Raw genomic sequence first — 25,636 nt, forward strand, 5'->3', positions numbered from 1 at the left:
GATTCAATTCAATTCAGCGTCAGGAAGATGCCCGCAATCGTGGCGCTCATCAGGTTCGAGAGCGTCGCGGCGAGCACGACACGCAGGCCGTAGCGCGCGACTTCGGCGCGGCGTTCCGGCGCGACGGCGCTAAAGCCGCCCGTCAGCACCGCGATCGACGCGAAGTTCGCGAAGCCGCACAACGCAAACGACAGAATAGCAATGGTACGCGGATCGAGTGCCTGCAGGCCGGCCGCGCTCACGCTTGCGGCGTCTTTCAGATACGGCGACAGCGACGCATAAGCAACGAATTCATTCAGAATGATCTTCTGCCCGAGAAAATTGCCGGCGATTGCGGCCTCGTTCCATGGCACGCCGATCAGGTACGCGAGCGGTGCGAAGACCGTGCCGAGCACCGATTGCATCGACAGTTGCGGATGGCCGAACCAGCCGCCTATGCCGCCCACAATACCGTTGAGCAACGCGATCAGGCCGACGAACGCAATCAGCATCGCGCCGACCATCACGGCGATTTTCAGACCCACTGTCGCGCCTGAACTCGCGGCTTCAATCACATTCGTGGGACGCTTCTCGTCGAAGCTGAGGTTCTCGAGATGCACGCGGCTCGGTTCGGTAGTCGGGTGAATGATCTTGGCGAACAGCAAGCCGCCTGGCACCGCCATGAACGACGCAGCCAGCAGATAGTCAACCCGCACACCGAGGCCCGCATAACCGGCCAGCACCGAACCGGCAATCGCCGCCATGCCGCTCGACATCACCGCAAACAGTTCGGCGCCAGTCATGTCGCGGACAAACGGCTTGACCACGGCAGGCATTTCGCTTTGACCCAGGAAGATCGTGGTAACGGCCGAGAAAGATTCCAGCTTCGAAACACCGAGCAGTTTCTGGAACAGCGTGCCGAGCACGATCACAATCCAGCGCATCACGCCGATGTAGTACATCACGGAAATCAGCGCGGTAACGAAGATGATGGCCGGCAGCACCCGCACGGCGAAAACGAAACCACCGTCACCGAAGACCTGGAACATCTTCGATTGCACGAGGCCACCGAACAGAAACTCGATGCCCGCATTGCCATAGCCGAGGACGTGATTGACGCCGGACGCCGCAGCCGCGAGGACCGTCTTGCCGAACGGCACGAAGAGAATGAAGGCCCCGATACCGATCTGCGCAAGGAGTGCCGCAATGACAGTCCGTAAGCGGATGGCGCGCCGGTTGGTCGAAAAGATGAAAGCGATCAGCAGCAGTACGGCAATGCCGAGGAAGTTTCGTGCGATCAGTGCCATGTCTCTTGGTGTTCTCGTGAAAGTGGCAATGATGCTAATCGAAACCGATGCTGGAGAAAACTTTAAATATGGCCTTGCTCCGATACTGACAGCCAAACGGTCCGCGACAATCCCGGCTTGCGGCGGCCGTTGTTGGATCAACTCCGTTCAGGTACCCTCACGCTATAGGCGTTTCTCGCTCGCTCCCTGGCCGCTCCGCACGCCGTCAGACGCCTCGTAACGCTGTGACCATCACTCATGCTCAACGAGGTGGCCTATGAACGTCGGTATCTATGGAACACTCGTCACGGCTTCACTGGTTCTGCTGCTAGGAAACAGGCTGGTCGGGTGGATCCCTCTGCTGCGCAGCTATACGATTCCCGAACCCGTTGCCGGCGGACTTCTGGTGGCAATCGTCCTATTGATCCTGCGCATGACGAGCCAGATCGAAGTACGCTTCGACACAGCACTGCAAACGCCGCTGATGCTCGCGTTCTTCGCGACTATCGGCCTCAACGCCAACCTCGCCAGCCTCAAGTCAGGCGGGCCGCTCCTGCTGCGCTTCCTCGGGCTCGTGATCGGCCTGCTGATACTGCAAAATGCAGTAGGCATCGCTCTCACTTATGTACTGGGCATCGATCCGCTATACGGTTTGCTGGTCGGTTCGATCACATTGTCCGGCGGTCATGGCACCGGTGCGGCATGGAGCAAGGTGTTCGCCGAACACCACGGGCTTCAGTCCGCCACGGAGGCAGCGATCGCCTGCGCGACTTTCGGCCTTGTGATGGGCGGCATTCTCGGCGGCCCGGTGGCACGCATGCTGATGCGGCAAGTCGTCAGCAAAGACGTCGCGCCGGCCGGGCGCCCCGCAGGGAGCAACGGCGAAAGCCAGAACAATAGCCCCGCCGAACCACCGCTCGCCTTCGAAGAACCGAAGGCGGAACAAGCCACCACACCCGCCGCCTTCATCGAGACGCTGGCGCTGATTGCGATCAGCCTCGCGGCCGGCGACGCGCTCTCAAAGGTATTGGCCGGCACGGCGATCGAGCTGCCGACTTTTGTCTGCGTGCTATTCGTCGGCGTGGTACTGAGCAATGCACTCGGGCTCGCGGGCAAGCCCGTTATCGATCACGCGGTCGCCCTGCTCGGCAACGTGAGCCTCGCGCTGTTCCTTGCCATGGCGCTAATGACGCTTAAACTCTGGGATCTCGCCTCGCTCGCACTGCCCGTCGTTTCTCTTCTCGTCGCGCAGACCATTTTGATGGCGCTCTATGCGATCTTCGTCACGTTCCGCGTGATGGGCCGCAACTACGACGCTGTCGTACTCGCCTCCGGTCATTGCGGCTTCGGACTCGGCGCCACGCCCACCGCCATTGCGAATATGCAAGCTGTCACGGCCCGTTTCGGGCATTCTCATCTCGCCTTTCTGGTGGTGCCGATGGTGGGCGCGTTCTTTATCGACATTGCCAATGCGATCGTCATCAAGGGGTTTCTGGCTTTGCCGATCTTTCATTAGCCGATACGGCCGCGACCGTTTCAGGAACATCCCAGCCGCCGCCCAGCGAGCGGTACAACGCCACCGCCGCGAGCGCATGCTCGCGTTTGGCCTGATTCAACGACTCCGCGTCGCGCAGGTACGCCTCCTGCGCGGTGAGCACATCGAGAAAATCCGTCGCGCCGCCCTTGTAGAGTTCACTCGACAGATGCAGCGCATGGTTCGACGCATCGAGCGCGCCGCCCAGACGTTGCACCTGCACCGCACCCGTCACCAGATCGCTGCGGTTGTCCTCGATTTCCTTGAGCGCCTGCAGCATGGTCTGCTGCAGGCCGAGTTGCGACTCGCGCATCCGGCTCTCACTCGCGTCGATGTTCGCGGTGATGCGGCCGGCATTGAAGATCGGACTCGTTGCATTTAATGCGGCGCTGAAGAGGTTATCGGTCAGCGTCGGCAAGCCGAGGTAGGACGAGGCCAGCAACCCGTCCGCGAGATTGAGCCTGAACTGCGGGTAACGCTGCGCTTTTGACACGCCCACTTCTGCCGCGCGCTGCTCGACCGTCGCGTAGGCATTGCGCACGTCGGGCCGCTGCAACAGCGCGTCGGACGGCAGTGTCTGCGGCACGCTTTGCGCGGGCACAGGAATGTCGCGTGCGTTATGTGGATCAGCTGGCAGCACGCCGTCGACGCTCTCCGGTGTGCGTCCCGAATACACTGCAATCAGACTCAATTGATGCTGGACGGTCGACTGCATGCGCGGAATCTGCGCCTGCAAATCCTCTAACTGGTTCTGCGCACGCGCCACGTCGAGTTGCGTCGACAGGCCGTAATGCAAACGTTCCTGCGTAAGTTTCAAGGCGCGGGCGCGGATCTGTTCGTTGTCGCTGAGAATCTGCAATTGCGATTGTGCCCAGCGCAGATCGATATACGCCGCCGCCGTGTTCGCGGCGAGCGCCAGACGCAGTTGATTCAAGGCCGCCTGACGACCTGACACTTGTGCTTGTGCTGCCAGAACAGCGAGACGTTCACCGCCAAAAACGTCTGGCGTCCAGCTCGCCGTCACGCCGACACCGGCCTGACGCACATAGCCGAGTGGCGGCGGCGTGTTCTGCCGGGAGTCCGATGCGGTAGCGCTGGCGTTCAGTTCCGGCAGCAATGCCGCGCGATTTTGCGTCGCGAGATCCTGGGCCTGCTTGACGCGTTCCGCCGCAGCCTGTACGTCGAGATTGCCCGTCAGCACCGACTCGACCAGTTGATGCATGACGGGGTCGCCGAATTGCGCCCACCACGTATCGGCGCTAACGCTGTCTTGCGGCGCATCGACATTCCATGCGGTCGGCGCGACGGTTTGAACCGTATGCTGCAGATCCGCATGTGTTTCAGGTTGCACGGCGCATGCCACGAGCGTCAGCAGCGCCGCGCTCGCCAGTACTTTGATAACGATTGGTTTCATGCTGAATTCCTCAATGAGCATCGGGCGGCGGCGCGGTATTGCCGAACGGGCGCGAGAACAGCACGCTCAGCAAACCAACGACAAAACAGAGCGACAGCACAAAGAACGTATCGGAGAACGTGAGCACGAGCGCTTCGCGCAACAGCAGTGCATGCAATTCGCCGAGGCCCGCATTGGCCGCATTCAGCGCATCGCCACCCACCGCCGCGAAGTGCGCGCTTTGCTGCTGCAAAATCGATTCAACCACCGGACGCCCCGCGCTCAGGTGTTCATCGAGCCGCTCGTAATGGAGGTTCAAACGATCGTTGAGCATCGTGCTGCTCACTGCAATACCGATAGCACCGCCGAGATTACGCATCAGATTGAACAGGCCGCTCGCCGAACGCAGCCTCGAAGGGGGCAAGGAGCCGAGCGCCATGGTGACGATAGGCGGAATGCAGAATTGCTGGCCGATGCCGCGCAACGCCTGCGGTATCAGGAGTTCTTTCCAGCCCCACTGACTGGTTAACGGCACGTAGAGATAGCACCCGACACCGAATAGAACAAGTCCGAACACCATCAGCCAGCGCATGTCGATGATTCGAGCCAGCGTCGAATACGCCACCAGCGCAAGCAACTGGAAACAGCCGACCGACAGCAGCGCCAAACCGATCTGCAGCGAATCGAAACCACGCACGCGCGACAGGAACACTGGCGTCAAAAACACCGTGCAGAAAATCCCGATCCCGGTGACGAACGACAGCAAACTTCCTATGCCGAAGTTGCGAATCGCCAGTGCGCGCAAATCGACAATCGGCTCTTTCGCGGTGAATGCATGCACGAGAAACAGGAATCCGCAGATCGCCGATACCCACGTGCACAGCACGATCACGTCGTCGCCGAACCAGTTCTTGCGTGGGCCCTCTTCCAGTACATATTCGAGGCAACCGAGAAAGCCGGACATCAGCAGGATGCCGAGATAGTCGCCTTTTTTTAGCAAGGAAAGATCGGCTTTGTCGATGTGGACGTATTTCGGCACCATCAGCGTGACGGCGAGCCCCGGCACGAGGTTCAGATAAAACAGCCAATGCCACGACCATTGCGACGTGATCCAGCCGCCTATCACCGGGCCGATAGTCGGCGCGAGTGTGGCCAGCGCGCCGATGGTGGTGGACGCAATCAACCGTTGTTTGCCGGGGAAAAGTACGAACGCGGTGGTGAAAACGGTGGGGATCATCGCCGCGCCGAGCGCACCCTGCAAACCGCGAAACAGGATCATCGAGTTGATGTCCCATGCGAGGCCGCACAGCATGCTGGTGATCGTAAAGCCGAGTGCTGAGAACGCGAACAGCCAGCGCGTGGAAAACACCCGCGTGAGCCAGCCCGACATCGGAATCACAAGAATTTCGGCGATCAGATAGGAAGTCTGTACCCACGAAAGTTCGTCCTGGCTCGCGGACAAACCACCGCCGATGTCTCTGAGTGAAGACGCAACGATCTGGATATCGAGCGTCGCCATGAAAAAGCCAAGGCACATCAGCGCGAACGCGAAGAATTTGGTGCGCGTTGGCTGGTCGGCGGGATTGGCGAAGTCGGCTGGAGCTTGAGCCATGATTGATTTATCCGTTGACCGGCGCGTTGGCGGCGTCGATATGCACCTTCACCGTCGCCGAGAGCCCAGGGCGCAGCACGCCTTGCATGTCCTTCGGCACATCGAGACGCACACGCACCGGCACACGCTGCACGATCTTCGTGAAGTTGCCGGTGGCGTTCTCAGCGGGCAGCACGCTGAAGGTCGCGCCGGTCGCGGGTGCGAGACTCTCAACCACGCCGTGAATCCGTTTGCTCGATGCATCGAGATCGACGTCGACACCGTCGCCAACGTGCATCTTCTTCAACTGGTCTTCCTTGAAGTTGGCGTCGATCCACAATCCACTCGACGGCACCACGGTCAGCAACGACACACCCGTGTTCGCCAGCAGGCCCACCCGCGCGGTGCGATTGCCGACGTAACCGTCGATCGGCGAGCGGATCGTGGTGTACTCCACGTTCAATGCCGCGACACGTTGTGCCGCCTGCGCGGTGGCGATACGCGCCTCGGCATCGCCGATCTGTGCGTCGAGCACGGCGATCTGCCGTTGCGCCGCAATCAACGCTGCGCCGCTGCGGTCGACCGCGGCATGCGCCTTGGTCAGATCGGCGTCCGCACGTTCGACGACCTGGCTCGATACCGCATCGTCCTTTACCAGTTCGCGATACCGCGTCTGATCGGCGGCACTGCGCGTCAACTCCGCGCCGGAGGCGCGCACCTCGGCTGCCTGCTCGTTGATAGTGGCGAGCTGCAAGGACTTCTTCGCCTGCAACTCGGTGACGGCGGCTTGTGCGCTCTGCACTTCCGCGCTGGCTTGCGCGAGGCGAGCGTCGTAATCGCGCGCGTCGAGCCGGATCAGCACCTGGTTCGCGTGGACGAACTGGTTGTCGCGCACCAGCACGTCCGTGACGAAGCCGTTCACCTTCGGCGACATCACGGTCACATCGCCGCCCACGTAGGCATCATCCGTCGTTTCGACAAAGCGGCCGACAAAGAACCAGTACGACGCGGCAAGCGCCAACACGGCGAGCACCGTGATGATCGCGAGCAGCATCCACGGAATGCGCCGTGCCTGTTTGGTGGCGGTCGCCACGCTGGGCGGTGCAATAGTCGAGGGTGTAGTGGACATGATGGTCGAATGTGCGTATGCACTTTTTGAGCTTGAAAAAACGGCGTATTACGCTGCGCCGGCTATGTCTCGCAAGATGCGAGGCCTCAGATGGAATCTCGTGTGATTGCAAACAACTCACTGCGCAATGCTGCCGCACGCTGCTCGCCGAATCGATGCTCGAATTCGGCTTGTGCGGCATGCCAACGCTCGCGCCCGGCTACCAGACGTTCTTCGCCCGCCGCCGTCAACGCAATCGACAGTGCTCGCGCATCCGGGCCAAGCGCTGTACTCGACACCAGCCCGTTGCGCCGCAGCGGCTGGATCGTGCGGACCAGCGTGGTGCGCTGCATGCGCATCGCTTCGGCCAGTTGCTTCATGGTCATCGGGCCCATGCGTTTCAGACGCCCCATCAGCGAAAACTGCGTGATGGTGAGTCCGACGTTCTCGAGGTGGCGGTCGTAAAGTTGCGACACATAGCGTGCGGCCTGGCGGATCGCAAAGCAGTCGTCGTCGAAGAGCCCTTCCATCGTCGTGCTTCCTTTTATGTGAGTGCGTATGCACATAATCAGGTGTACCGACACTCGTCGGAACGAGTTCATACGCTTTGTCTATCCGGTGATGCTGAAGAGTTCGGAGCGCAGCAACCTGGCACGTGCATGGCCAAACTTTTCCTCGAACTCGTCTTGCGCGGCCCGCCAGGCGGTGGCGGCCTGATCGAAGATTGTTTCGCCCTTTTCGGTGAGACTGAACAGAAACGTGCGGCCGTCATGCTCCGCCGATTCGGAGACCACCAGCCCGTCCCGCTGCAATGGCTTCATGGCGCGAACCAGCGTGGTGCGCTCCATGACCATGGTCTCCGCGAGTTCCACCATCGGCAGGTTCGGTGTGCGCGCAAGTTTGGCGAGAATCGTGAACTGCGCAGCCGTCAGCCCTACCTGGCCAAGATGGCGCTCGTAGATCTGCGTGACGTGCCGGGCCGCCTGGCGCAGCGCGAAACAGTTGCATTCGTCGTAAGAGAGAGGACGGTTCATGTTCGGCAGTCTATATGTGCATACGCACAGAGTCAAGTTTACGTTCGCTCAGGATGAAGCAGGCAAGAATCCGCAATCCGTCCTGTCGAAGCGAACATCCATACATACGTCTGTTTGAAATGTCGGTGTAAGCCCCATGGCACGGCGAGAAAACGCATGGATCGGGTTTGGATTAATGCCACTATATACAAGTCCGCAGTACCGGCTTAATGTTCAGCCGCAAACATTAAATCTAATAACAGGCCAAGGAGACGTTAATGTCATCCAGAACAACTCAGGCGAAATCCGCAATCCGGAATGCATACGCCACGTCGATTATTTGCATTAACGCCATTTCCGCTGCACCTCATCTTCGCTGTTTTACTTAATAACCCGGCTGCCCGTCGCGCTTGCTGACGCATGTCGCCGCCAGGCATGGTTCGAGAGCCTATTTGAGCTTATTTTAGTCAGCCTGAGGCAGAGATCCCGCTTTGGCATCCGATATTGACCGGGCCTACTTCGTCGGCTTACAGCACCTGGTTTGCCGATAAACCGGGCGCCAATACGCGGACACGGCAATTCAGGAAACAGGGCAAAGAAAAGATCAGCAGCGGCGCCCGCTTAATCGCGTCGCTAAGCCGCGCCAATTAATAACGAACAACGATTCACGAGGAGACAAACAATGGCATTCAAACTGCACGGCCGCTCATCTGCCGCGACACTCATAGCTGCGCTCGCACTGCCTGTGCTGCTTGCCGCATGTGGCGGCGGCAAAGCAGATGATCCCGCCGCCGTGGCCGTACCGCAATGTTCAGGCAGCACCTGCCCCGCACAGGGCCAGCCGACCGGCACACCGGTTACCGCGGCCAAACTGTGCCCCGACACCCTCGACTATTCGACCACCTACACCGGCGGTTCAGGTAGCGGCGAATACGTCAAAATGAAATTCGATTCGACGAAGAAGCAATACCAGATGACCTTCATCGAATCGGCCGTACCGACCTCGGCGGGCCAGGTCAACAACACACGTGCCGGCATGACGATCACCGGCGACTACGACAACCCGAGCGGCGCGCTTGCGTTGCCGACCGCCGAACAGAACCGCTGCGCGATCATGCTGAAGAACGGCACGACTGCCGACGGCAGCTACAGCGTCACGATCAATCCGCAGGATCCGCCGATGCTGTTCGTCGGTCAGGGGATCATCGGCGGCGGGATTCCAGGGGCGACGATCCAGTTCGACGGACTCGAACCCTTCCCCGGATTTCTGATTGGTGTCGTGCCATCGCGCACGTTCGACTCGTACCCGTTCCTCGGCTTCAGCGAGACCGTCAGCGACTTCACGCAGGTGGCCGGCACATATAACGAACTGGGATTCCGCGTGAACCCGGAAGGCAGCTTCGCACAGAGCGCCGACGGCCAATCGATGACCGGCTGGTCGCCGACCGCGATTCAGGCCAGCGAGACACTCAACGCAGACGGTTCCTGTACACCCGATTCGTCGCTGTACTCGTGCGCGATGACCGGCACGCCGTGGACTCTGCGCACCAATGCCGATGGCACGCCGGACAACGTGTTCGTCAGCTCGAGTTCGGCGAGCACCCTGAGTTATCCCGCAGTCGGCGTAAGCGTGCTGCAACTGCTCTTCTCGCAGAGCCAGGCGCACGGCATCATGATCGTCGGCAAGGTGAGCAACCAGCTCGTGCCGGTTGTGATTCGCGTCGGTTATGCCCATACCGATGCGAACCCGCTCAATATCACGAACAACGCCCTCGACGATCAGCTCGGCATCTCGCTGCTGGCGCCCGCCACGAAGATCGCCCAAACGGCCTTGAGCGGCGGATACATCGGCGCCAACAGCGCTTCGGCGTGTGGCGTGGTGACCAGCATCGGTCAAGGTCCCACTGCGATCTACTTCAACGGGCAGTTGGTCTATGCCGCCGTGGGCACGTGCGGCGACGGCAGCGCCTCGTTCAATGCAGGGGTGAACTACGGCGCGACCTTGTTCCAGAGCCCGTCGGCCGCGTTGCTGAATCCGTTCACGTCGTCGTTGTCGAGCAACTTCTCGCTCGACTTCACGCAGACGCAGCCTGGCCTCGTCAATGTGACAGCAACCAAAGACCTGATGTCCGGTAGCACGGCGATCTACAAGGCGGGCGATACGGGCGTGATGGTCAGGGTGGGTCCGGTGTATGGTCTGCTGATGAACGGAGTCAATCAACCCAGCTTGACCTACGATCCGGCGAACTATGCCGGCAAGGTGAATCCGTTCCTGTCGATTGGGGCGTTTGTGCAGTAAGTAGTGCTGCGCTGGAGATGAAAAACGGCTCATTGGAGGAATCCGGTGAGCCGTTTTGTTTTGTGACCGGCGTCGCCCCGCGCTTTGCTGCACGGTGCTGTGCTGTGCGCTGCAGTTAGCGTGCTTAAAGCAACCGGTACGCCAATCGCACTGCCGCCCTCGCCGTACGCTTATCCTGATCGAGAGACGGGTTGTACTCCGCAATATCCGCCGCGCGCAGCTTGCCCGACGCACGCACGCGCTGCACCATCGCTTCGACTACCGACAAAGGCACACCCAACGCGGCAGGCGCCGAAACACCTGGCGCGGTGGCGGCCGGGAGCACGTCGAGATCGATGGTCAGATAGACGTCGTCCGCTGCATCGAGCAATTGCTGCAGATCGTCCAGACGCTGCGGCAATTGCGGCTCCTGCATATCGATGTCGAGCACGTAGCGCACGCCGAGTCGTTCCGCATGTGTGAACAGCGAGGCAGTGTTGCCCAGATCGCTAATGCCGAAACAGGCGTAGTTGAACGGCACGCCTCGTTCGGCGCAGTCGCTCGCAATCTGATCGAACGGCGTGCCCGAATTGGCGGGCCGCTTCTGACGCAGATCGAAGTGGGCGTCGAAGTTGATGATGAGGAGCTTGCGCGTTGCAGTTACCAACATGCCTGTCGAACTCGCATCTGCACTTGCTTCCGCATCCGCCGTCACTGGGGTTGCCGGCGTAACTGCGGCACCCCGACCGATGCTCGCCGCCTCATCCGTACGGTCCTGATGCAAGCGCAATCCGCTATACGTCCCCCACGCAACCTCATGGCCGCCGCCGAATATCAGGGGCCGGCCGCCGCTCGCGCGCACGTCGCTCACCACGTTCGCGAGTTCCGCCTGCGCGCCTTCGAGGTCGCCGTCATCGCACACCACATCGCCTGCATCGGCGAGTGCCGCCATCGAGGTCTTCGCCGGCAGACCGGCCAACGCTCGACGCAGTTCCTTAGGCGCGTGTGCCGCGCCGGTACGCCCTTGATTGCGCCGCACGCCTTCATCGGAACCAAAGCCGACGATTACCGGCGCATCGCTTCCACTGCGCGACGCCACACGAACACCGTCCTCATGCTGCAACGAGCGGTCGAACGCGAACGGCACCACCTGATTGAAAATACGCCGGGTGTCGCCGGGCTCTCCGTCGTCGGAACGGCCGCTCCACACCTTGTCATCGAATGGAACTCTCATGCGCGCGACAACACCGCCTGCAGAAAGGCTCGCGTGCGCGGCTGCGACGGCGCCGAGAAAATCTCAGCAGGCGGCCCCGCCTCGACGATCACGCCACCGTCCATCACCACCACTACGTCAGCGACTTCTTTCGCGAAACCCATTTCGTGCGTGACGACCACCATCGTCATGCCTTCGCTCGCGAGCAGCTTCATCACTTGTAGCACTTCGCCGACCAACTCGGGATCGAGCGCGGACGTAGGTTCGTCGAACAGCATCACGCGTGGTTGCATCGCCAGCGCGCGAGCAATCGCAACCCGCTGCTTCTGACCACCCGACAAACTCGCCGGCATCACATGCGCCTTGTGGGCGAGGCCAACTTTTTCCAGCAACGTGGTGGCGGCCGCTTCAGCTTCGGCCTTGCTGGCGCCACGCAACATTCGCGGACCGACAGTGATGTTGTGCAGCACCGACAGATGCGGAAACAGATTGAACGACTGAAACACCATACCCACTTCAGTGCGCAGCGCATTCAGTGAACGCTCCTTGAGCATCGCACCCTGATCCACCAGCCGATGCCCGCAGATATCGATCGTGCCGCCTTCAGCCTCTTCAAGCCCGTTGCAGCAACGCAGAAAAGTACTTTTACCCGAGCCGCTCGGCCCGATCACCACCACGACCTGCTGCGGCTGAATGTCGAAGTCGATACCGTTGAGCACGGTATGCGAGCCGAACGATTTGGTCAGTCCGCGAATGCTGACGATAGGTTCATCCACTTTGGCTACGGTATTCATTGCACCATCCCTCCTGCACGCAAGCGGCGCTCCACACGATGCAGCGCGTAATTGGTCACCTGCGTCAACACCAGATACACCAGCGCGATGGCCAGATACACTTCAAGCGATCGGTATGACACGCTGATGATCTTCTGGCCTTCGTGCATCAGATCGTCGATCGTCAGCAGCGATACCAGCGCCGAGTTCTTGATCAACGCGATGAACTCGTTGCCAAGCGGCGGAATCATGCGAACGATCGCCTGCGGCAGAATGATCGCGCGCATCGACTGCCCCGACGACATGCCGATCGAACGCGCCGCTTCCATCTGCCCGCGATCCACCGATTGAATCGCACCGCGCACGATCTCCGATACATAGGCCGCCGAATACAGGCCGAGCCCGAGCATCCCGCACACGAACGCCGGCAACAGAATGCCGAATTGCGGCAAGCCAAAGAACAGCAGGAAGAGCTGTACGAGCAAAGGCGTGCCGCGGAAAAACGTGAGGTACGCGGTACAGAAGGCGTATACGACGCGCCGCTTCGGCGTAAGCCGGCCGATACCGATCAGCAGGCCCAGCACACAGCTCAGCGCGAGGGCAGCAGCGGTCACTTCGACCGTCACCAACGCGCCATGCATGATGTCCGGAAAGCCGGCAATTACCGGCGAAAAATCGAGTTCCATTATGTCTGCTCAGCCGGTTATTGCGCGGTGGCGCCGAACCACTTCTTGACGATCACCGCGTACGTGCCGTCGGCCTTGATCTTTGCCAGCGCCGTGTTGAATGCCGCTTTCAGTTGCGGTTCGTCCTTACGCACGGCGATGCCGTAGGCTTCGGTCGTCAGCGGCTTGTCGAGCACGTGGAAACCACTGCGCGTCTTGACAAACTGATAGGCGGCGGGCTTGCCGGTCACGGCGGCATCGGCGCGGCCGATGCCGACCAGGTCGAACATTTCCTGATTCTTTTCGACTTCCACGCGGTTGATTTGCGGGAAATTGTCACGCAGGAAATTGACCGACTTCGTGCCGACCTGGACCGAGACTTTTTTGCCGTTCAGGTCGGCCACCGACTTGATCGGCGAGCCGTCTTTCGCCAGCACCACGAGGCCGCCGGCATAATACGAATCGGTGAAATCGATCACTTTCGCGCGTTCGTCGGTGATGTAGATACCGGAGATCGCCGCGTCGAAACGATGCGCGATCAGGCCCGGAACCAGGCCCTTGAAGTCGATATCGGTCCATTGCACGCGTTTGCCCATCGCTTTCGCAAGCGCATTCATCATGTCGACGTCGAAGCCGGTGCGCGCGCCGTTTTCGGTGTATTCCATCGGCGGGAAGGTCGCGTCGGTGGCGACGTTCAGCACGTCCGACGTTTGTGCGGAGGCGGCGCCGGAAAATCCGGCGAACGTCACTGCAAACGTGACGCATGCGAGGGACAACAGTCGATTCAGTTTCATGGGAGGGCTCCTTGTGGTGCGTTCAGTTCGCTCAGTTCGTTCGGTATCCAGATCGAATCCGGCCGGAAACGGCCTTGCCCGATCAATCGGTTTGCATATGCTCGGAAATAGCGCGGGCCGTGCGTAGCGTCCCGTCGATGAATTGGCTTTCGCGGCCAATGGCGCGGGTCGACGGTGCCATCAACGTGATCGACGCGCTGCTGCCGGCGCCGCGTCCGCTGCGGTGAAATATCGGCACGCTCACGCCCCACACGCCCGGGTCGACTTCGCTGTCGCTGACAGCGTAGCCCTGAGCACGAATCTGTTCGAGTTCGGCTTCGATCGCGGCGCGGCCGGCGGGGTCGTTGTCGAACACACTGTCGAGCACTTCGGTGCGTGCCTTGTCGGCCATGAACGCCAGCAACGATTTCGCCGAAGCGCCGGCTTTCAGCGGCACGGCACGGCCTTTTTCGAACGAACAGCGCAACGAGTGCTGGCTGTCGACCATTTCGAGGCACATCACCTGATGCTTGACAGCAACCACGAGGCCGATGCTTTCCTGCGAGGCACGCGCGAGTTGCTGCATTTCGCTGCGGCTCGCTTCGACGAGCAACGAATTCACATCGAATCCAAGCGCGAGTTGCAGGCTGATCGGACCCGGCGCGTAATAGCCCGCGTTTTCCGCGACGAAACCCCAGCGCTTGAGCAAGGCGATCTGCCGGTACAGCGTGCTTTGCGCGAGACCGGTGACAGCGAGCAGATCCTTGACCGACATGGCCTTGCCATGACTGGCGAGTGCCGCCAGCACCAGCAGCACCCGTTCAGCCCCTGTCACACCCTGTTCCGCGTTCACGATGAAAACTACCCACAATGAATAACGGAATCAGAATGCCAGAACATTCTCGGTTCTCAAAAATAAGATTCCCAATGAATGGGAATGAGAAGGAAGGGTTTTCCCCGAAAGCGGGATAAAAGAGCGTGCCGAGGCGGACGCGCGGCACGTCGGGTCAATTCATCCGACGAGAAAACGGCTTGCTGAAGGGTTGAAGCCGGAAAGGCGACTAAAAGCTACGGTTCAAAGCGCCAACACCGTCACCCCCACTTCCACGCGATGCGCCCCGCCCCCGAGGATCATTCCGCGTAGCAAGGACACATCGCTGTAATCGCGCCCGATCGCGAGCGTCACGTGGTCCATATCGGCGAGCACGTCATTGGTGGGGTCGAGATCGATCCAGCCACTTCCCGGGCAATACACCGACACCCACGCATGCGAGGCGTCCGCACCGATCAAACGCGGCTGCCCCGGCGGCGGATCGTTGCGCAGATAACCGCTCACGTAGCGCGCCGGCAAACCCAGCGAACGCAAACAGCCGATCATCACCTGCGCGAAATCCTGGCATACCCCGCTCTTCAATTCGAAAGCGCGCTCGGCGGGTGTGTCAAACATTGTCGCCGAGGGTTTGTAGGCGAAGTCTTCGTGAATCCGGTGCATCAGGTCGATCGCTCCCGCCACGATCGGCGTGCCGGGAGGAAAGCTCGGCAGCGCATAAGCGCGCAGCGATGGCCGCGGCACGATATTCGGCGACGCAAAGCAGAACTCCACCTCGGGCCGGAACTCGCCACCGACCCAGAAACGCAACGCGTCCGCCACGTCTTCCCATTCGGGCGTCTCATCGGGGTCGAGGTCGGTCCAGCGCGGCATAAGCGCCACCGTGGTTTCGCTGATGAGTTGCAGGCGCTCGTGCGGGGTGTCCAGAGCGAAGTACAGGACGTCGTTGCCGAATGCATCGATACGGCTATTCAGATACGACGGCTTCGGTTCGATCTTTTCGCTGTGCGAGACCACACGCTGCCACGAACAGGCGATCGGCCGGATCGTCGCGAGATGCTGCGCGGTCTCCACATACGTGGAGTAGTGGTAGGTGGTGCGATGTGAGACGGACAACACAGTGGGCGTGTTCTTCATGACCACACCTGCGATGCCACCGTACTGGCATGACTGAAATAGCGCGCGCTGATTTCATGCGCCGCCGCGCCGACATAGCCGCCGATCTGATCGCACACCGCAATCAGGTCGGCGTACGACTCGTTTTCGTCAATTGCGCACAAGGATTCGAGTGCCGGCAACGCATCGGCCCGCGGCATCAATTCCGCAAACGGACGATGCCGCATGCTGCCCGCGGCCACGGAGATCTCGTCGATCTTTTTGCGCAGGCGCTCATAGACACCATAGACGCCGCGCGGATTGGTCGGCTCGATCACCAGCAGGTCGAGCAAAGCCGGCACTTCGAAACGACCCGGATACAGCGAGCGATACGTCAGCGTGCTGTCGAACAATTGCAGCAGCAGATCGAACCCGGCCGGCGTCGCGAGCTGGCCGTTATCGGCGACCACGCGCAAGAACGACGTCATCGCCGACACCCGCTCGATGTGCCGCCCTACGAATAGCAGACGCCACGCTTCGTCGCGTGTCATGCGATCGCCCTGTGCGCCGCTGATCGCCGACAGCTGCACCGACAGACGTTCGAGCGCGTTCATCAGCGTCACACGGTCATAACGGTCGTAGCGTTCACTGCGCTCAGCACGGCCGTTACCATTCGCGCTGCCTTGAGATGAACCACCACTACCATTGCCACCGCCATTGCCGTTAGAACCCGCAGCCGGCATCAACGTCTGCAACGCATCGCGGAAGTCGTTGCGCGCCGCGAGAATCGTGCGCCAGTGATCGTTCGACAGACGTCCACGCACTTCGCCGTTCGCACGCGCCTGGTAGTTGAGATTCTGGCCGATGCTCGCAGCGCCGGTACTCTCGCTCAGATTCGCGACCAGCGCACGCTCAAACGCCTGCGGCGAATGTGGCAAGAACATATCGCCGGATTGCACGAGGCCACAATGCATGGCGAGCTCGACCAGCGTGGGGAACATCGCGTCGGCGTCGTTGCCTTCCAGCGAACCGAGAATCAGGCGCAACAGCCGCACATTGTTTTCGGCGCGTTCGCCGTAACGTCCGGCCCAGAACAGATTTTCCGCCGCCCGGCTCGACACGGTGCGATGCTTGCGCGCGAGGTCGGCGGGTTGCATCGGCGAAGGCAGCAGCGTGAAGGTCGACGTCGGCTGACTCGACAGCACCCATGTATCGACGCTGCTGCCGCCGTATTGCATCGATACCGTGGCCTGACGTTCGGCGGCCATCCGTGTGAAGCCGCCTGGCATTACATGCCAGCCGCCGTTGACGTCGGCAATCGCATAGACGCGCAGCACCGACGGACGGCGGCCAATGGTGCCGTCTTCGTAACGCGGCGTGCAGGAAAAGCGCTGCGGCTGCTGGATCGTATAGGCGTCGGGCATCGCTTCGATCCGTTCGCGCCATGTCGACAACCGCTGTCTGCCCTGTTCGATCCCGGGTGGCGCATCGCGTGGCGCGACCGGCCACGTCGGCACGATGAACGCTTCGTCCAGACGCCCGAACGCGTGGACGCGCGCCGCCTTTTCGCCGCACCACCAGGTCGCCACGCTCGGCAGCACGAGATCTTCGTCGAGCAGCACTTCGGCGATGCCCGGCAGAAAGCCATGCAAGGCCGGTGATTCGACAAAGCCCGAACCGGGCACGTTCGACACGATCACATTGCCCGCGCGCATCACCTGCAACAGGCCCGGCACGCCGATGCTCGAATCCGCGCGCAGTTCGACCGGATCGCAGAAGGCATCGTCCAGACGGCGCAGCACGACATGCACACGTTCGAGACCGGCGAGCGTCTTCAGATAGAGCATGTCGTCACGCACGGTCAGGTCCTTGCCTTCGACCAGCGTGACGCCAAGATACCGCGCGAGAAACACGTGCTCGAAGTAAGTCTCGCTAAACGGCCCGGGCGTAAGCAACGCGATATGCGGCGAACCGTCGGCCTCCGGACTGTCGTGCTGCATGGTGGCCTGCGCAGCCTGCACGAGCGTCGCGATCAGTTGCGAATAAGTGGGCGCGAGGCGGCTCACGCGCATCGTGCGAAACGGATCGGCGAATAGCGTTGACACGATCAGCCGGTTTTCCAGCGCATAACCCAGACCGGATGGCGCCTCGGTGCGGTGCGCCATGACGGTCCAGTTACCCCCGGGTGTACGCGCCAGATCGACGGCAACCACCTGCAGATATTGACCGCCAGGCGGCGTGAAGCCCTTCACGGAACGCAGATAACCCGGATGCCCGAACACCAGCGCGGGCGGCAACTGCCCACGCTCGAGCAAGGTTTGCGGCCCATAGATATCGGCAACGATCGCATTGAGCAGATGCGCGCGCTGCGTCACGCCACGCTCGATATGCGCCCACTCGGCCTCGCTGATCAGGAACGGCAGCAGGTCGAGTGCCCACGGCCGCGGCTCGCCGTTATCCGCGTAGACGTTGTAGCTGATGTCGTTGTCGCGGATCTGCTGCGCGATCGACGCGTAGTGATCCTCCAATCGCGCGATACCGTCTTCGCCGAGCCGCTCGAAGAATTGCCGCCACGGTTCGCGCAACGCGCCTGAGGCGTCGCGTAACTCGTCCCAATGTCCTTCGTAGGCCGGCAACAGCCGCAATAAGGACGAAGCGTTCGCGCGAGCCGCGGACGCTTCGAAGGGAAAAGTCGATTGAAAGGCCAAGGTCGTGTCGTTTTTAAAAGTGTGCTGCCGCTTTCCAGTCTACCAGGTTACCAGTACCGCAGGTCCAGCGTAAACGGAAACTCGAGGCTGCGCGGCGGTATGCCGACCGTGAGCGGCCCCGGCGTATGACCGGACGCCAGGAAGCGCGAGCGCCGCCGGCTTTCCGCCTCATAGGCGTTGACCGGGAAAGTCTCATAGTTGCGCCCGCCCGGATGTGCGACATGATACTGGCATCCGCCGACCGAGCGGCCAGTCCATGTATCGACCAGATCGAAAGTGAGCGGCGCATCCACGCCGATAGTCGGATGCAGCGCCGACGGTTGCGACCAGGCGCGAAAGCGCACGCCGGCCACGTATTCGCTGACGCGGCCCGTCGGCTGTAGCGGCACCGGCACGCCGTTGACGGTCAGCACATGACGGTTGTCGTTCAAACCGAGCGCACGCACTTCAAGCCTTTCCACCGACGAATCCACATATCGCACCGTGCCGCCCGGCGAGCCCTCCTCACCCATGACATGCCAGGGTTCGAGCGCGTTGCGGATGGTCAGCGAGACGCCGTTCACCGTGGCCTCGCCGACCAACGGAAAGCGGAATTCGAAGTGCGGCGCGAACCAGCTACTCTCGAAGGCGAAGCCCGCCTGGTTGAGTTCGCCGAGCACGTCGTCGAAATCCATCTTCGCGAAGGTGCCGAGCAGGAAGCGGTCATGCAGTTCCGTGCCCCAGCGTGTGAGCCGCTGCGTGTACGGCGTGTGCCAGAAACGCGCCACCAGCGCGCGCAACAACAACTGCTGCACGAGACTCATGCGCGCATGCGGCGGCATTTCGAAGCCACGCAATTCGAGCAGGCCGAGGCGGCCAGTCGGCCCATCGGGCGAATAGAGCTTGTCGATGCAGAATTCGGCACGGTGCGTATTGCCGGTCACATCGATCAGGATGTTGCGCAACGAGCGGTCGATCATCCACGCCGGCAGATTTGCGCTTTCGCGGCCGCCAAGCAGATCGATCTGCCGCTGCAACTCGCGGAACGCCACTTCGAGTTCATACACCTGATCGTTGCGTGCTTCATCGACACGCGGCGCCTGACTCGTCGGCCCGATGAACAGCCCGGAAAACAGATACGACAGCGACGGATGGTTGTGCCAATACGCGATCAGACTCGCCAGCAGATCGGGACGGCGAAGGAAAGGACTATCGGCAGGCGTCGCCCCGCCGAGCACGAAGTGATTGCCGCCGCCGGTTCCCGTATGCCGGCCGTCGGTCATGAACTTCTCGCTGCTCAGATAGCTCTCAGCCGCGGACTGATACAGATACTCCGTGTTGTCGACCAGTTGCTCCCAGCTCGAAGCCGGATGAATGTTCACCTCGATCACACCGGGGTCCGGCGTCACCTGCAGGATTTTCAGGCGAGCATCGCGCGGCGGCGGATAGCCTTCGAGCACCACCTTCATCTGCAACTCGGCCGCCGTTGCTTCGATCGCCGCGAGCAGATCGAGGTAGTCGTCAAGTTCGGTGAGTGGCGGAATGAACACATGCAGCAGCGAGCGGCCGCTGCCGAACGCTTCGGTTTCCGCCTTCGGACCCGCGGCGCGTTTCGGGTCACGCGCTTCGACGCAGATCGCCGTACGCAGCGTTTCCTTCGACGACTGCCCGCGCGCCGGTGCCGTCTGATCGTCAGTCTGAGGCGCAAAGGCCAGTACGCCGCTGCCCGGCATGCCGCTCAACAAATCCGCCGCTGACGACGACAACGCCGCCGCACGCCGCGCATCGGCGGAACTCATGGTGCGGCGGGACTCACCGTTGCCTTCGTATTGCATACGCAATTGCGCGGCCGGACGCAACGCCACCGGCGGCGCAAACGGATCGTGCGCGTGCTGATACGGATAGTCGGTCTTCGACACCCACGGCAGCGAATCGAGCGGCAAGCGATAACCCATCGGCGAGTCGCCGGGAATCAGGAACATGCGCTCGTCGCGGAAGAACCAGCGGCCGCTGACCCACTTCGGCGCCTCGTTCGGCACGTCGCGTTCACGCGCGAGCGGCAAGACAAAACCGGTCGGGCCGCCCAACCCCGCATCGAACACGCGCCGCAAACGCACGCGCTCCAGCTCGTCGTCCAGACGCGCATCGAGCGGATCGACGTTGACCGGCAGACGACGCTCGCGCCACAGGTAGTACCAGACGTCCTCGAAACCGGGCTGGATGCCGTCCGTATCGAGCGCCAGCTTGGTCGCCAGATGCGAGAGGAAACGTTGGGCGTCATCAGCCGTGTAGGTGCCCGGCTCGCGTTCGTCGGCGAAGAGCGCGGGGTCCTGCCAGCATGGCTCGCCATCGGCACGCCAGTAGAGCGACATGGCCCAGCGCGGCAACTGTTCGCCCGGATACCACTTGCCCTGGCCGATGTGCAGAAAGCCGTTTGCGCCGTAGCGCGAGCGCAGCTTGTCCATCAGCGCGACCGCGTAGCCGCGTTTGGTGGGGCCGAGCGCGTCGGTGTTCCATTCGTCGGCGTCACGATCGCGCACCGACACGAAGGTCGGCTCGCCGCCCATCGTCAGGCGCACGTCCATCTCGGTCAGGCGCTGGTCGACCTGCTCGCCCATTTTCAGCACGTCGTCCCACACTGCTTCGCTGAACGGCCGGGTGACGCGCGGCGTCTCCAGCACCCGTTCGATCGACATGATGTGCTCGAACTCGACCTCGGATTCGTCGACCGCACCGGAAATCGGCGCCGCACTGCCGGGTTCCGGCGTGCAGGCAACCGGAATGTGACCTTCCCCGGCGAGCAGGCCGGAGGTCGGATCGAGGCCGATCCAGCCCGCGCCCGGCAGGTACACCTCACACCATGCGTGCAGGTCGGTGAAGTCGACCTCGGTGCCGCTCGGGCCGTCGATGGATTTGACGTCGGGCGCGAGTTGCAGCAGGTAGCCGGACACGAAACGCGCCGCCAGCCCCAGTTGCCGGAGCGTCTCGACCAGCAGCCAGCCCGAATCGCGGCATGAACCCGCGGCGCTCACCAGCGTTTCCTCAGGCGTCTGCACGCCGGGTTCCATGCGGATCAGGTAGCGGATCTCGCGTTGCAGTCGCTGATTCAGGGCAACGAGGAAGTCGGCGGTAACCGTCGGCGTGAGGTCGATACTCGCAACGAACTCGGCGAAGCGCGGCGTCATCGGCCGCTTGACGCGGTACGGGGCGAGTTCCAGCGCGAGGCCGGGTTCATACTCGAACGGGAACTTCTCCGCCGAAGGCTCGAGAAAGAAGTCGAACGGGTTATAGACGGCCATCTCGGCGACCAGATCCACGGTCACCTTGAATTCGCGCGTCTTCTCGGGGAACACGAGCCGCGCCTGATAGTTGGCAAACGCGTCCTGCTGCCAGTTGATGAAGTGTTCGGCCGGTTCGACCCGCATCGAATAAGACAGAATGGGGGTCCGGCAATGTGGCGCAGGCCTGAGACGCACGACCTGGGGCGACAGCGTAACCAGCCTGTCGTAACGGTAATGTGTGACATGATTCAACGCGACGCGTATGGACACACAGGACTCCTGGACAAAGGATGGCAACCCGCCAAAAAGCAAGCTTCATGCCGTTAATCGAAAAACCGCGGGAACTGCCCGCCCCGCCCGGATTACCGCCTGCTGCCAAGTTTGCCGCGTCTGCCGGCCGTCCGGTCGATCGATCTGCGCGCCGTTCCACTGCCTTTTCGGATGCCGCGCACCAAAGCGGCGCAGCGCCGATGCACGATCATGCACGTAATGTGCGTTAAACCAGTGACGTCTGGCAAATGCGGCATGAAGATTGCGCGTTGCCTTCTCCTTTCTCTGCGGGCGCGAGAATGCCCGGAATGTCCCGCGGCCGACGCAGGGCCTGCTGACAAAGCGCCCCGCCTGTTGCTCCATGACTGCCACCCACCACCCGGGCCCGATCGATGAAAACTTTCCACTGCAATCGCTGCTCGCACCTTATCTTCTATGAAAACGTTCGTTGCGAACGGTGCGAGGCATTGCTCGGATATGTGCCTGAACTGGCCGAGATCAGCGCCTTCGAAGAAGCCGAAGAAGGACGCTGGCGGAGTCTGCATCCGCGTGCCGAGGGCGCGCTGTTCCGGCAATGCCACAACTATGCGGTCGAAAATGTCTGCAACTGGATGATCCCCGCCGACTCGCCCGACACGCTGTGCCGCGCCTGCCAGCTCACACGCACCATTCCGAATCTGAGCGCGCCGGACAACCGGCTCTACTGGTACCGGCTGGAGATGGCAAAGCGGCGCCTGCTTTACACACTGGCCGCGCTCGGCGTCGACGTGCCGTCGCGCCAGGCCGATCCCGACCAAGGTCTGGCATTCGAATTCCTCGAGGACGGCGACGATGGGGAGCGGGTCATGACCGGCCACGACAATGGTCTCATCACGCTGAACATCGCCGAAGCCGACGACGTCTACCGCGAAAAGGTGCGCAGCGCGATGGGCGAGCCCTACCGAACGTTGCTCGGCCACTTCCGACACGAGACAGGTCACTACTACTTCAGCCAGCTGGTCGCGAACGATCCGCACTGGCTCGAGCCCTACCGAAAGCTGTTCGGTGACGAGCGCGCCGACTATGGGGAAGCGCTCACCGCGTACTACCGCGACGGCGCGCCGGCAGACTGGCAGGCCTCGTACATCAGCGCCTATGCGACGATGCATCCCTGGGAAGATTGGGCCGAGACGTGGGCGCATTACATGCTGATCGTCGACGTGCTGGATACGTCGACCTCGTACGGTCTCGCCTTGTTGCCCGACGACCCGAGCGAGCCGACGCTGACCGACCGCACGCCCGTGGAAGATGCGAGTTTCGAGAATCTGATGAAGCGCTGGTTTCCGCTCACGTACGCGTTGAACAGCCTGAACCGCAGTCTCGGCATGCCCGACGGTTATCCGTTCACGCTGGCCTCGCCGGTGGTGGATAAGTTGCGGTTCGTGCATCGGGTCATTGCGGCAGCCGGTGACAAAAAGCAAGTACGCGAAGCGGCGAAACCGGCGAGCGAAGCCGGGGTGGTGCAAACGCCGTTGCAATCGACGCATAGGGCGCATACGGCGCGCGCACGCGCGTTGCAAGCGGTGGCGGCACAACCTGTCATGCTCCAAGAACCCGAGCAGGCGCCCGTCATCGGGACAACCCTGCCGTCAGCGCCGCCGTTGCAATCCGGGCCCAACGCCGCCAAAGCACCACCCGCCAAACGGGCCGCACGCCGACGCTAGTCCAGTTGCCGTACCCGCACATAACACGCTTCCAGCGCCCACAAAAAAGCCCGCTGCCAAATGAACCGGCAGCGGGCTTTTTCCCATCAGCGCCAAACCTGGCTATCGGTCAGGTCAATACGCGACGTAAGGCCCCGTACCACCAGGTGTCGCCTGCTGCTCGACAGCGGCATACACATTACGACCGTAGAAGAACGGCAGGCCCCAGTCGAAAATCGACGACGTCACAAAGGCCGGTCCCGCCAGCAAGGGCAACGCCGAATCGCCACTGTACGTCTGCGAAATCGTATTGGCATTGCCGACGCTGAAGTTCACCGCGCTCGTCGTGCCGTTCGCTCCCTGGATCATTGCACTCAACGACTGAGTCGACACCGGGCAGTAGTACGCGCTGTTGGGGCTCGCGCAGGCCGGCATTGCGCTGGTCTGGAAGAACAGGCCCGTCGAGCCGCTGTCCAGAATACTGCTCGAATACGTCGAGCCATTCTGCACCGTCGTAAACGTGCCGTTCGATGGGCTCACACCGATCACCTGCGCGCTGCCCAGCGCATTGTTGCTCTGCGTGCCGATGCCGAACACCAGTTGCCCGGTAACGGACTGCGCTCCGCCAGACACCATCGGCAGGCTCAGCATGGAACCGTTGTTGTCCGTGGTGAAGTACGGCACCGGATTGGCGACCTGCAGCGCTTCAGCGAGCGGGATCGATTTGCATGCCGTGCCATTGCAACCGTAATACGTACCGGTTACGGCCTGCTGCACGCAGTTCGCGCCGCAGTCATGCTTGAACACGCCGATACCCAGAATGCCATTAGCCTGCAGCGTACCCGGCGTATTGCGCGACGCACCGAAGCTGGCGCAATCTGACGGCAGCGACGCGTAGTTCGGGTCGATCACCTGAATCGGCAGAGAGGCCGCTTTTTCACCGGCGATCTGCAGGTCGGCAAGCTTCACCGAACCCCACGTGTAGCCGTCGAAGAACTGCATGCATTCGGCGATCAGATTGCCCGAGCCGTCCTTCTCTTGCGGCAGCGTCATCGAAGCGGGCAATTGCGAGGCGAACACGCGCACGCCCCACGAACCGGTGTCCACCAGGATGTGATCGATGGTTTGGCACTGGCTGGTCCCAGGCGCGCAAATCGTAATGCTGACGAACGGCATGTTCGGCACGTTGCTCACACCGGAGTCGACCGTCACGCGCACCGCGTTGGCAGCCACCACTTGCGGCGAAGGCGAGGTATTGGTGACGGTGGGACCGGCCGCGCTCGTCGTGCTGCTGGAATTCGCCGAGGAGCCGGAGCCGCTGGAGCCACCGCCCCCGCCGCCGCAGGCACTGACGAGCACGGCGAGCAGCGCCGCGCAGAACAAGGTAAGCAACGAAGACTGATGACGCATGATCGGCCCCGTTATTGAATGACGCCGACATCGACGCCCGCGGGCACCGCTTGCGGCAGATAGGCATAACCGGCAAACGCGCGCAGATGGCCACCGGAGTAGACAACCAGATCGCTGCTGGACACCGCGAGCGGCGTGCCACGGCGCGTCGCGGTTGCGGCGACGTATTGGTCGAACGAAGTGCCCAGCATGGATCTCAGATCCGGCAGCGTCGGACCTTGCCACGCGACGCCGAACACGATGCCGTTGGGCGCGACGTACTCGCGCACCAGCGTGCCGGACGGCATCGTCATCAGGTGCACGGAATACGCGCTTTGCGTAGTGGCCGTATGAGCAACTGCGTGCAGGCGTGTCTGATCGCTGTCGACAGTGCTGACGTTCTGGCCGAGCGTGGCGTGCGCGGCAAACGACAGCGCGCAGCTTGCCCCGAGCATTGCGCGAGCAATGCTTGTAGAAAGCATCGGTTTCAAGAGATTTCCTTCGAGGTGAAACGTTCGTGGCCGGCGGGTAAGCCGATCACGAGCGGGAATTCAGGGGCGCACTCCTGACCGGCGGTGCCGGTATTGCATTCAGACCGGTTGGGTTGCGTGAATGCGTCTACGGAGTGGCAGCGCGAAACTTTAGGCATCGCGCGGGGGTGAAGCAATCGTTTGCGAGACGATTTAAACCTTCTGCAATCACTGCGTCGTTCGATACCGTTTGATGTTTTCTGACAGGATCACCAAGGGGCGGTGCTTAAGCGCATATTTTTCCGATGTGTTCTGTTTAAAGCGAAC

Annotated in this window: 20 protein-coding genes; 3 read left to right on the top strand and 17 right to left on the bottom strand. The window is 61.7% G+C overall.

The window, feature by feature from the left end; translation table 11 throughout:
• Positions 1–8: 8 nt before the first annotated feature.
• A complete protein-coding gene (locus tag ACUN0E_RS18975; protein WP_408228204.1) occupies positions 9–1,286 on the bottom strand; it encodes a NupC/NupG family nucleoside CNT transporter in 1,278 nt (425 codons plus the stop codon).
• 256 nt (positions 1,287–1,542) lie between these two features.
• Here ACUN0E_RS18975 and gltS point away from each other — a divergent pair, with 256 nt between their 5' ends.
• Positions 1,543–2,781, top strand: coding sequence for a sodium/glutamate symporter (gene gltS / locus ACUN0E_RS18980; protein WP_408387885.1), 1,239 nt, complete (start codon positions 1,543–1,545; stop codon positions 2,779–2,781).
• Here gltS and ACUN0E_RS18985 read toward each other — a convergent pair.
• The 5 genes from ACUN0E_RS18985 to ACUN0E_RS19005 form a co-directional block, all read right to left on the bottom strand.
• On the bottom strand, positions 2,747–4,213 hold the full coding sequence (locus tag ACUN0E_RS18985) for an efflux transporter outer membrane subunit (RefSeq protein ID WP_408337202.1): 1,467 nt from the start codon (positions 4,211–4,213) through the stop codon (positions 2,747–2,749). The genes gltS and ACUN0E_RS18985 overlap by 35 nt on opposite strands.
• Positions 4,214–4,223: 10 nt before the next feature.
• Positions 4,224–5,804 carry a DHA2 family efflux MFS transporter permease subunit gene (locus ACUN0E_RS18990; protein WP_408228213.1) on the bottom strand — a complete coding sequence of 527 codons (1,581 nt, stop codon included), beginning with the start codon at positions 5,802–5,804 and terminating at the stop codon, positions 4,224–4,226.
• Between the two features lie 7 nt (positions 5,805–5,811).
• Positions 5,812–6,912 carry an HlyD family secretion protein gene (locus ACUN0E_RS18995; RefSeq protein ID WP_408520068.1) on the bottom strand — a complete coding sequence of 367 codons (1,101 nt, stop codon included), beginning with the start codon at positions 6,910–6,912 and terminating at the stop codon, positions 5,812–5,814.
• An 86-nt stretch (positions 6,913–6,998) separates the two neighbouring features.
• Positions 6,999–7,421: a MarR family winged helix-turn-helix transcriptional regulator gene (locus ACUN0E_RS19000; RefSeq protein ID WP_445567599.1), complete on the bottom strand. Its 423-nt coding sequence runs from the start codon at positions 7,419–7,421 to the stop codon at positions 6,999–7,001.
• Positions 7,422–7,502: 81 nt separating this feature from the next.
• A complete protein-coding gene (locus tag ACUN0E_RS19005; RefSeq protein WP_408520067.1) occupies positions 7,503–7,925 on the bottom strand; it encodes a MarR family winged helix-turn-helix transcriptional regulator in 423 nt (140 codons plus the stop codon).
• 661 nt (positions 7,926–8,586) lie between these two features.
• On the opposite strand from ACUN0E_RS19005, the gene ACUN0E_RS19010 reads away from it, so the two are divergent.
• Positions 8,587–10,203 (top strand): DUF2957 domain-containing protein, encoded by a 1,617-nt coding sequence (locus ACUN0E_RS19010; RefSeq protein ID WP_445567600.1) that lies wholly within the window; start codon positions 8,587–8,589, stop codon positions 10,201–10,203.
• Between the two features lie 124 nt (positions 10,204–10,327).
• Here ACUN0E_RS19010 and ACUN0E_RS19015 read toward each other — a convergent pair whose 3' ends face one another.
• The 9 genes from ACUN0E_RS19015 to ACUN0E_RS19055 form a co-directional block, all read right to left on the bottom strand.
• Positions 10,328–11,416, bottom strand: coding sequence for a formimidoylglutamase (locus tag ACUN0E_RS19015; RefSeq protein WP_445567601.1), 1,089 nt, complete (start codon positions 11,414–11,416; stop codon positions 10,328–10,330).
• Positions 11,413–12,189 (bottom strand): amino acid ABC transporter ATP-binding protein, encoded by a 777-nt coding sequence (locus ACUN0E_RS19020; protein WP_408228230.1) that lies wholly within the window; start codon positions 12,187–12,189, stop codon positions 11,413–11,415. Before ACUN0E_RS19020 ends, ACUN0E_RS19015 begins: the two co-directional genes overlap by 4 nt.
• Complete coding sequence (locus ACUN0E_RS19025; protein ID WP_408228233.1) at positions 12,186–12,854, bottom strand: amino acid ABC transporter permease; 669 nt, start codon at positions 12,852–12,854, stop codon at positions 12,186–12,188. Before ACUN0E_RS19025 ends, ACUN0E_RS19020 begins: the two co-directional genes overlap by 4 nt.
• Positions 12,855–12,871: 17 nt before the next feature.
• A complete protein-coding gene (locus tag ACUN0E_RS19030; RefSeq protein WP_445567602.1) occupies positions 12,872–13,627 on the bottom strand; it encodes a transporter substrate-binding domain-containing protein in 756 nt (251 codons plus the stop codon).
• Between the two features lie 82 nt (positions 13,628–13,709).
• Complete coding sequence (locus tag ACUN0E_RS19035) at positions 13,710–14,459, bottom strand: IclR family transcriptional regulator (protein ID WP_445567603.1); 750 nt, start codon at positions 14,457–14,459, stop codon at positions 13,710–13,712.
• Positions 14,460–14,681: 222 nt separating this feature from the next.
• The gene (locus tag ACUN0E_RS19040) at positions 14,682–15,572 is read right to left on the bottom strand and encodes a transglutaminase family protein (RefSeq protein WP_408483959.1); all 891 of its coding nucleotides are present in this window, start codon (positions 15,570–15,572) and stop codon (positions 14,682–14,684) included.
• Positions 15,569–18,238 carry a circularly permuted type 2 ATP-grasp protein gene (locus ACUN0E_RS19045; RefSeq protein WP_445567604.1) on the bottom strand — a complete coding sequence of 890 codons (2,670 nt, stop codon included), beginning with the start codon at positions 18,236–18,238 and terminating at the stop codon, positions 15,569–15,571. Before ACUN0E_RS19045 ends, ACUN0E_RS19040 begins: the two co-directional genes overlap by 4 nt.
• Before the next feature lie 47 nt (positions 18,239–18,285).
• On the bottom strand, positions 18,286–21,768 hold the full coding sequence (locus tag ACUN0E_RS19050; protein WP_445567605.1) for a transglutaminase family protein: 3,483 nt from the start codon (positions 21,766–21,768) through the stop codon (positions 18,286–18,288).
• A 45-nt stretch (positions 21,769–21,813) separates the two neighbouring features.
• The gene (locus ACUN0E_RS19055; RefSeq protein WP_445567606.1) at positions 21,814–22,131 is read right to left on the bottom strand and encodes a hypothetical protein; all 318 of its coding nucleotides are present in this window, start codon (positions 22,129–22,131) and stop codon (positions 21,814–21,816) included.
• 29 nt (positions 22,132–22,160) lie between these two features.
• Here ACUN0E_RS19055 and ACUN0E_RS19060 point away from each other — a divergent pair, with 29 nt between their 5' ends.
• Positions 22,161–23,471 carry a zinc-binding metallopeptidase family protein gene (locus tag ACUN0E_RS19060; RefSeq protein ID WP_445567607.1) on the top strand — a complete coding sequence of 437 codons (1,311 nt, stop codon included), beginning with the start codon at positions 22,161–22,163 and terminating at the stop codon, positions 23,469–23,471.
• Positions 23,472–23,585: 114 nt separating this feature from the next.
• Here ACUN0E_RS19060 and ACUN0E_RS19065 read toward each other — a convergent pair whose 3' ends face one another.
• Together ACUN0E_RS19065 and ACUN0E_RS19070 are read right to left on the bottom strand one after the other, a co-directional pair.
• On the bottom strand, positions 23,586–24,860 hold the full coding sequence (locus tag ACUN0E_RS19065; protein WP_408228253.1) for a DUF3443 domain-containing protein: 1,275 nt from the start codon (positions 24,858–24,860) through the stop codon (positions 23,586–23,588).
• Between the two features lie 11 nt (positions 24,861–24,871).
• Positions 24,872–25,321, bottom strand: coding sequence for a DUF2844 domain-containing protein (locus ACUN0E_RS19070; RefSeq protein ID WP_408483991.1), 450 nt, complete (start codon positions 25,319–25,321; stop codon positions 24,872–24,874).
• Positions 25,322–25,636 lie beyond the last annotated feature (315 nt).

The sequence above is a fragment of the Paraburkholderia sp. D1E genome, from assembly GCF_052682275.1.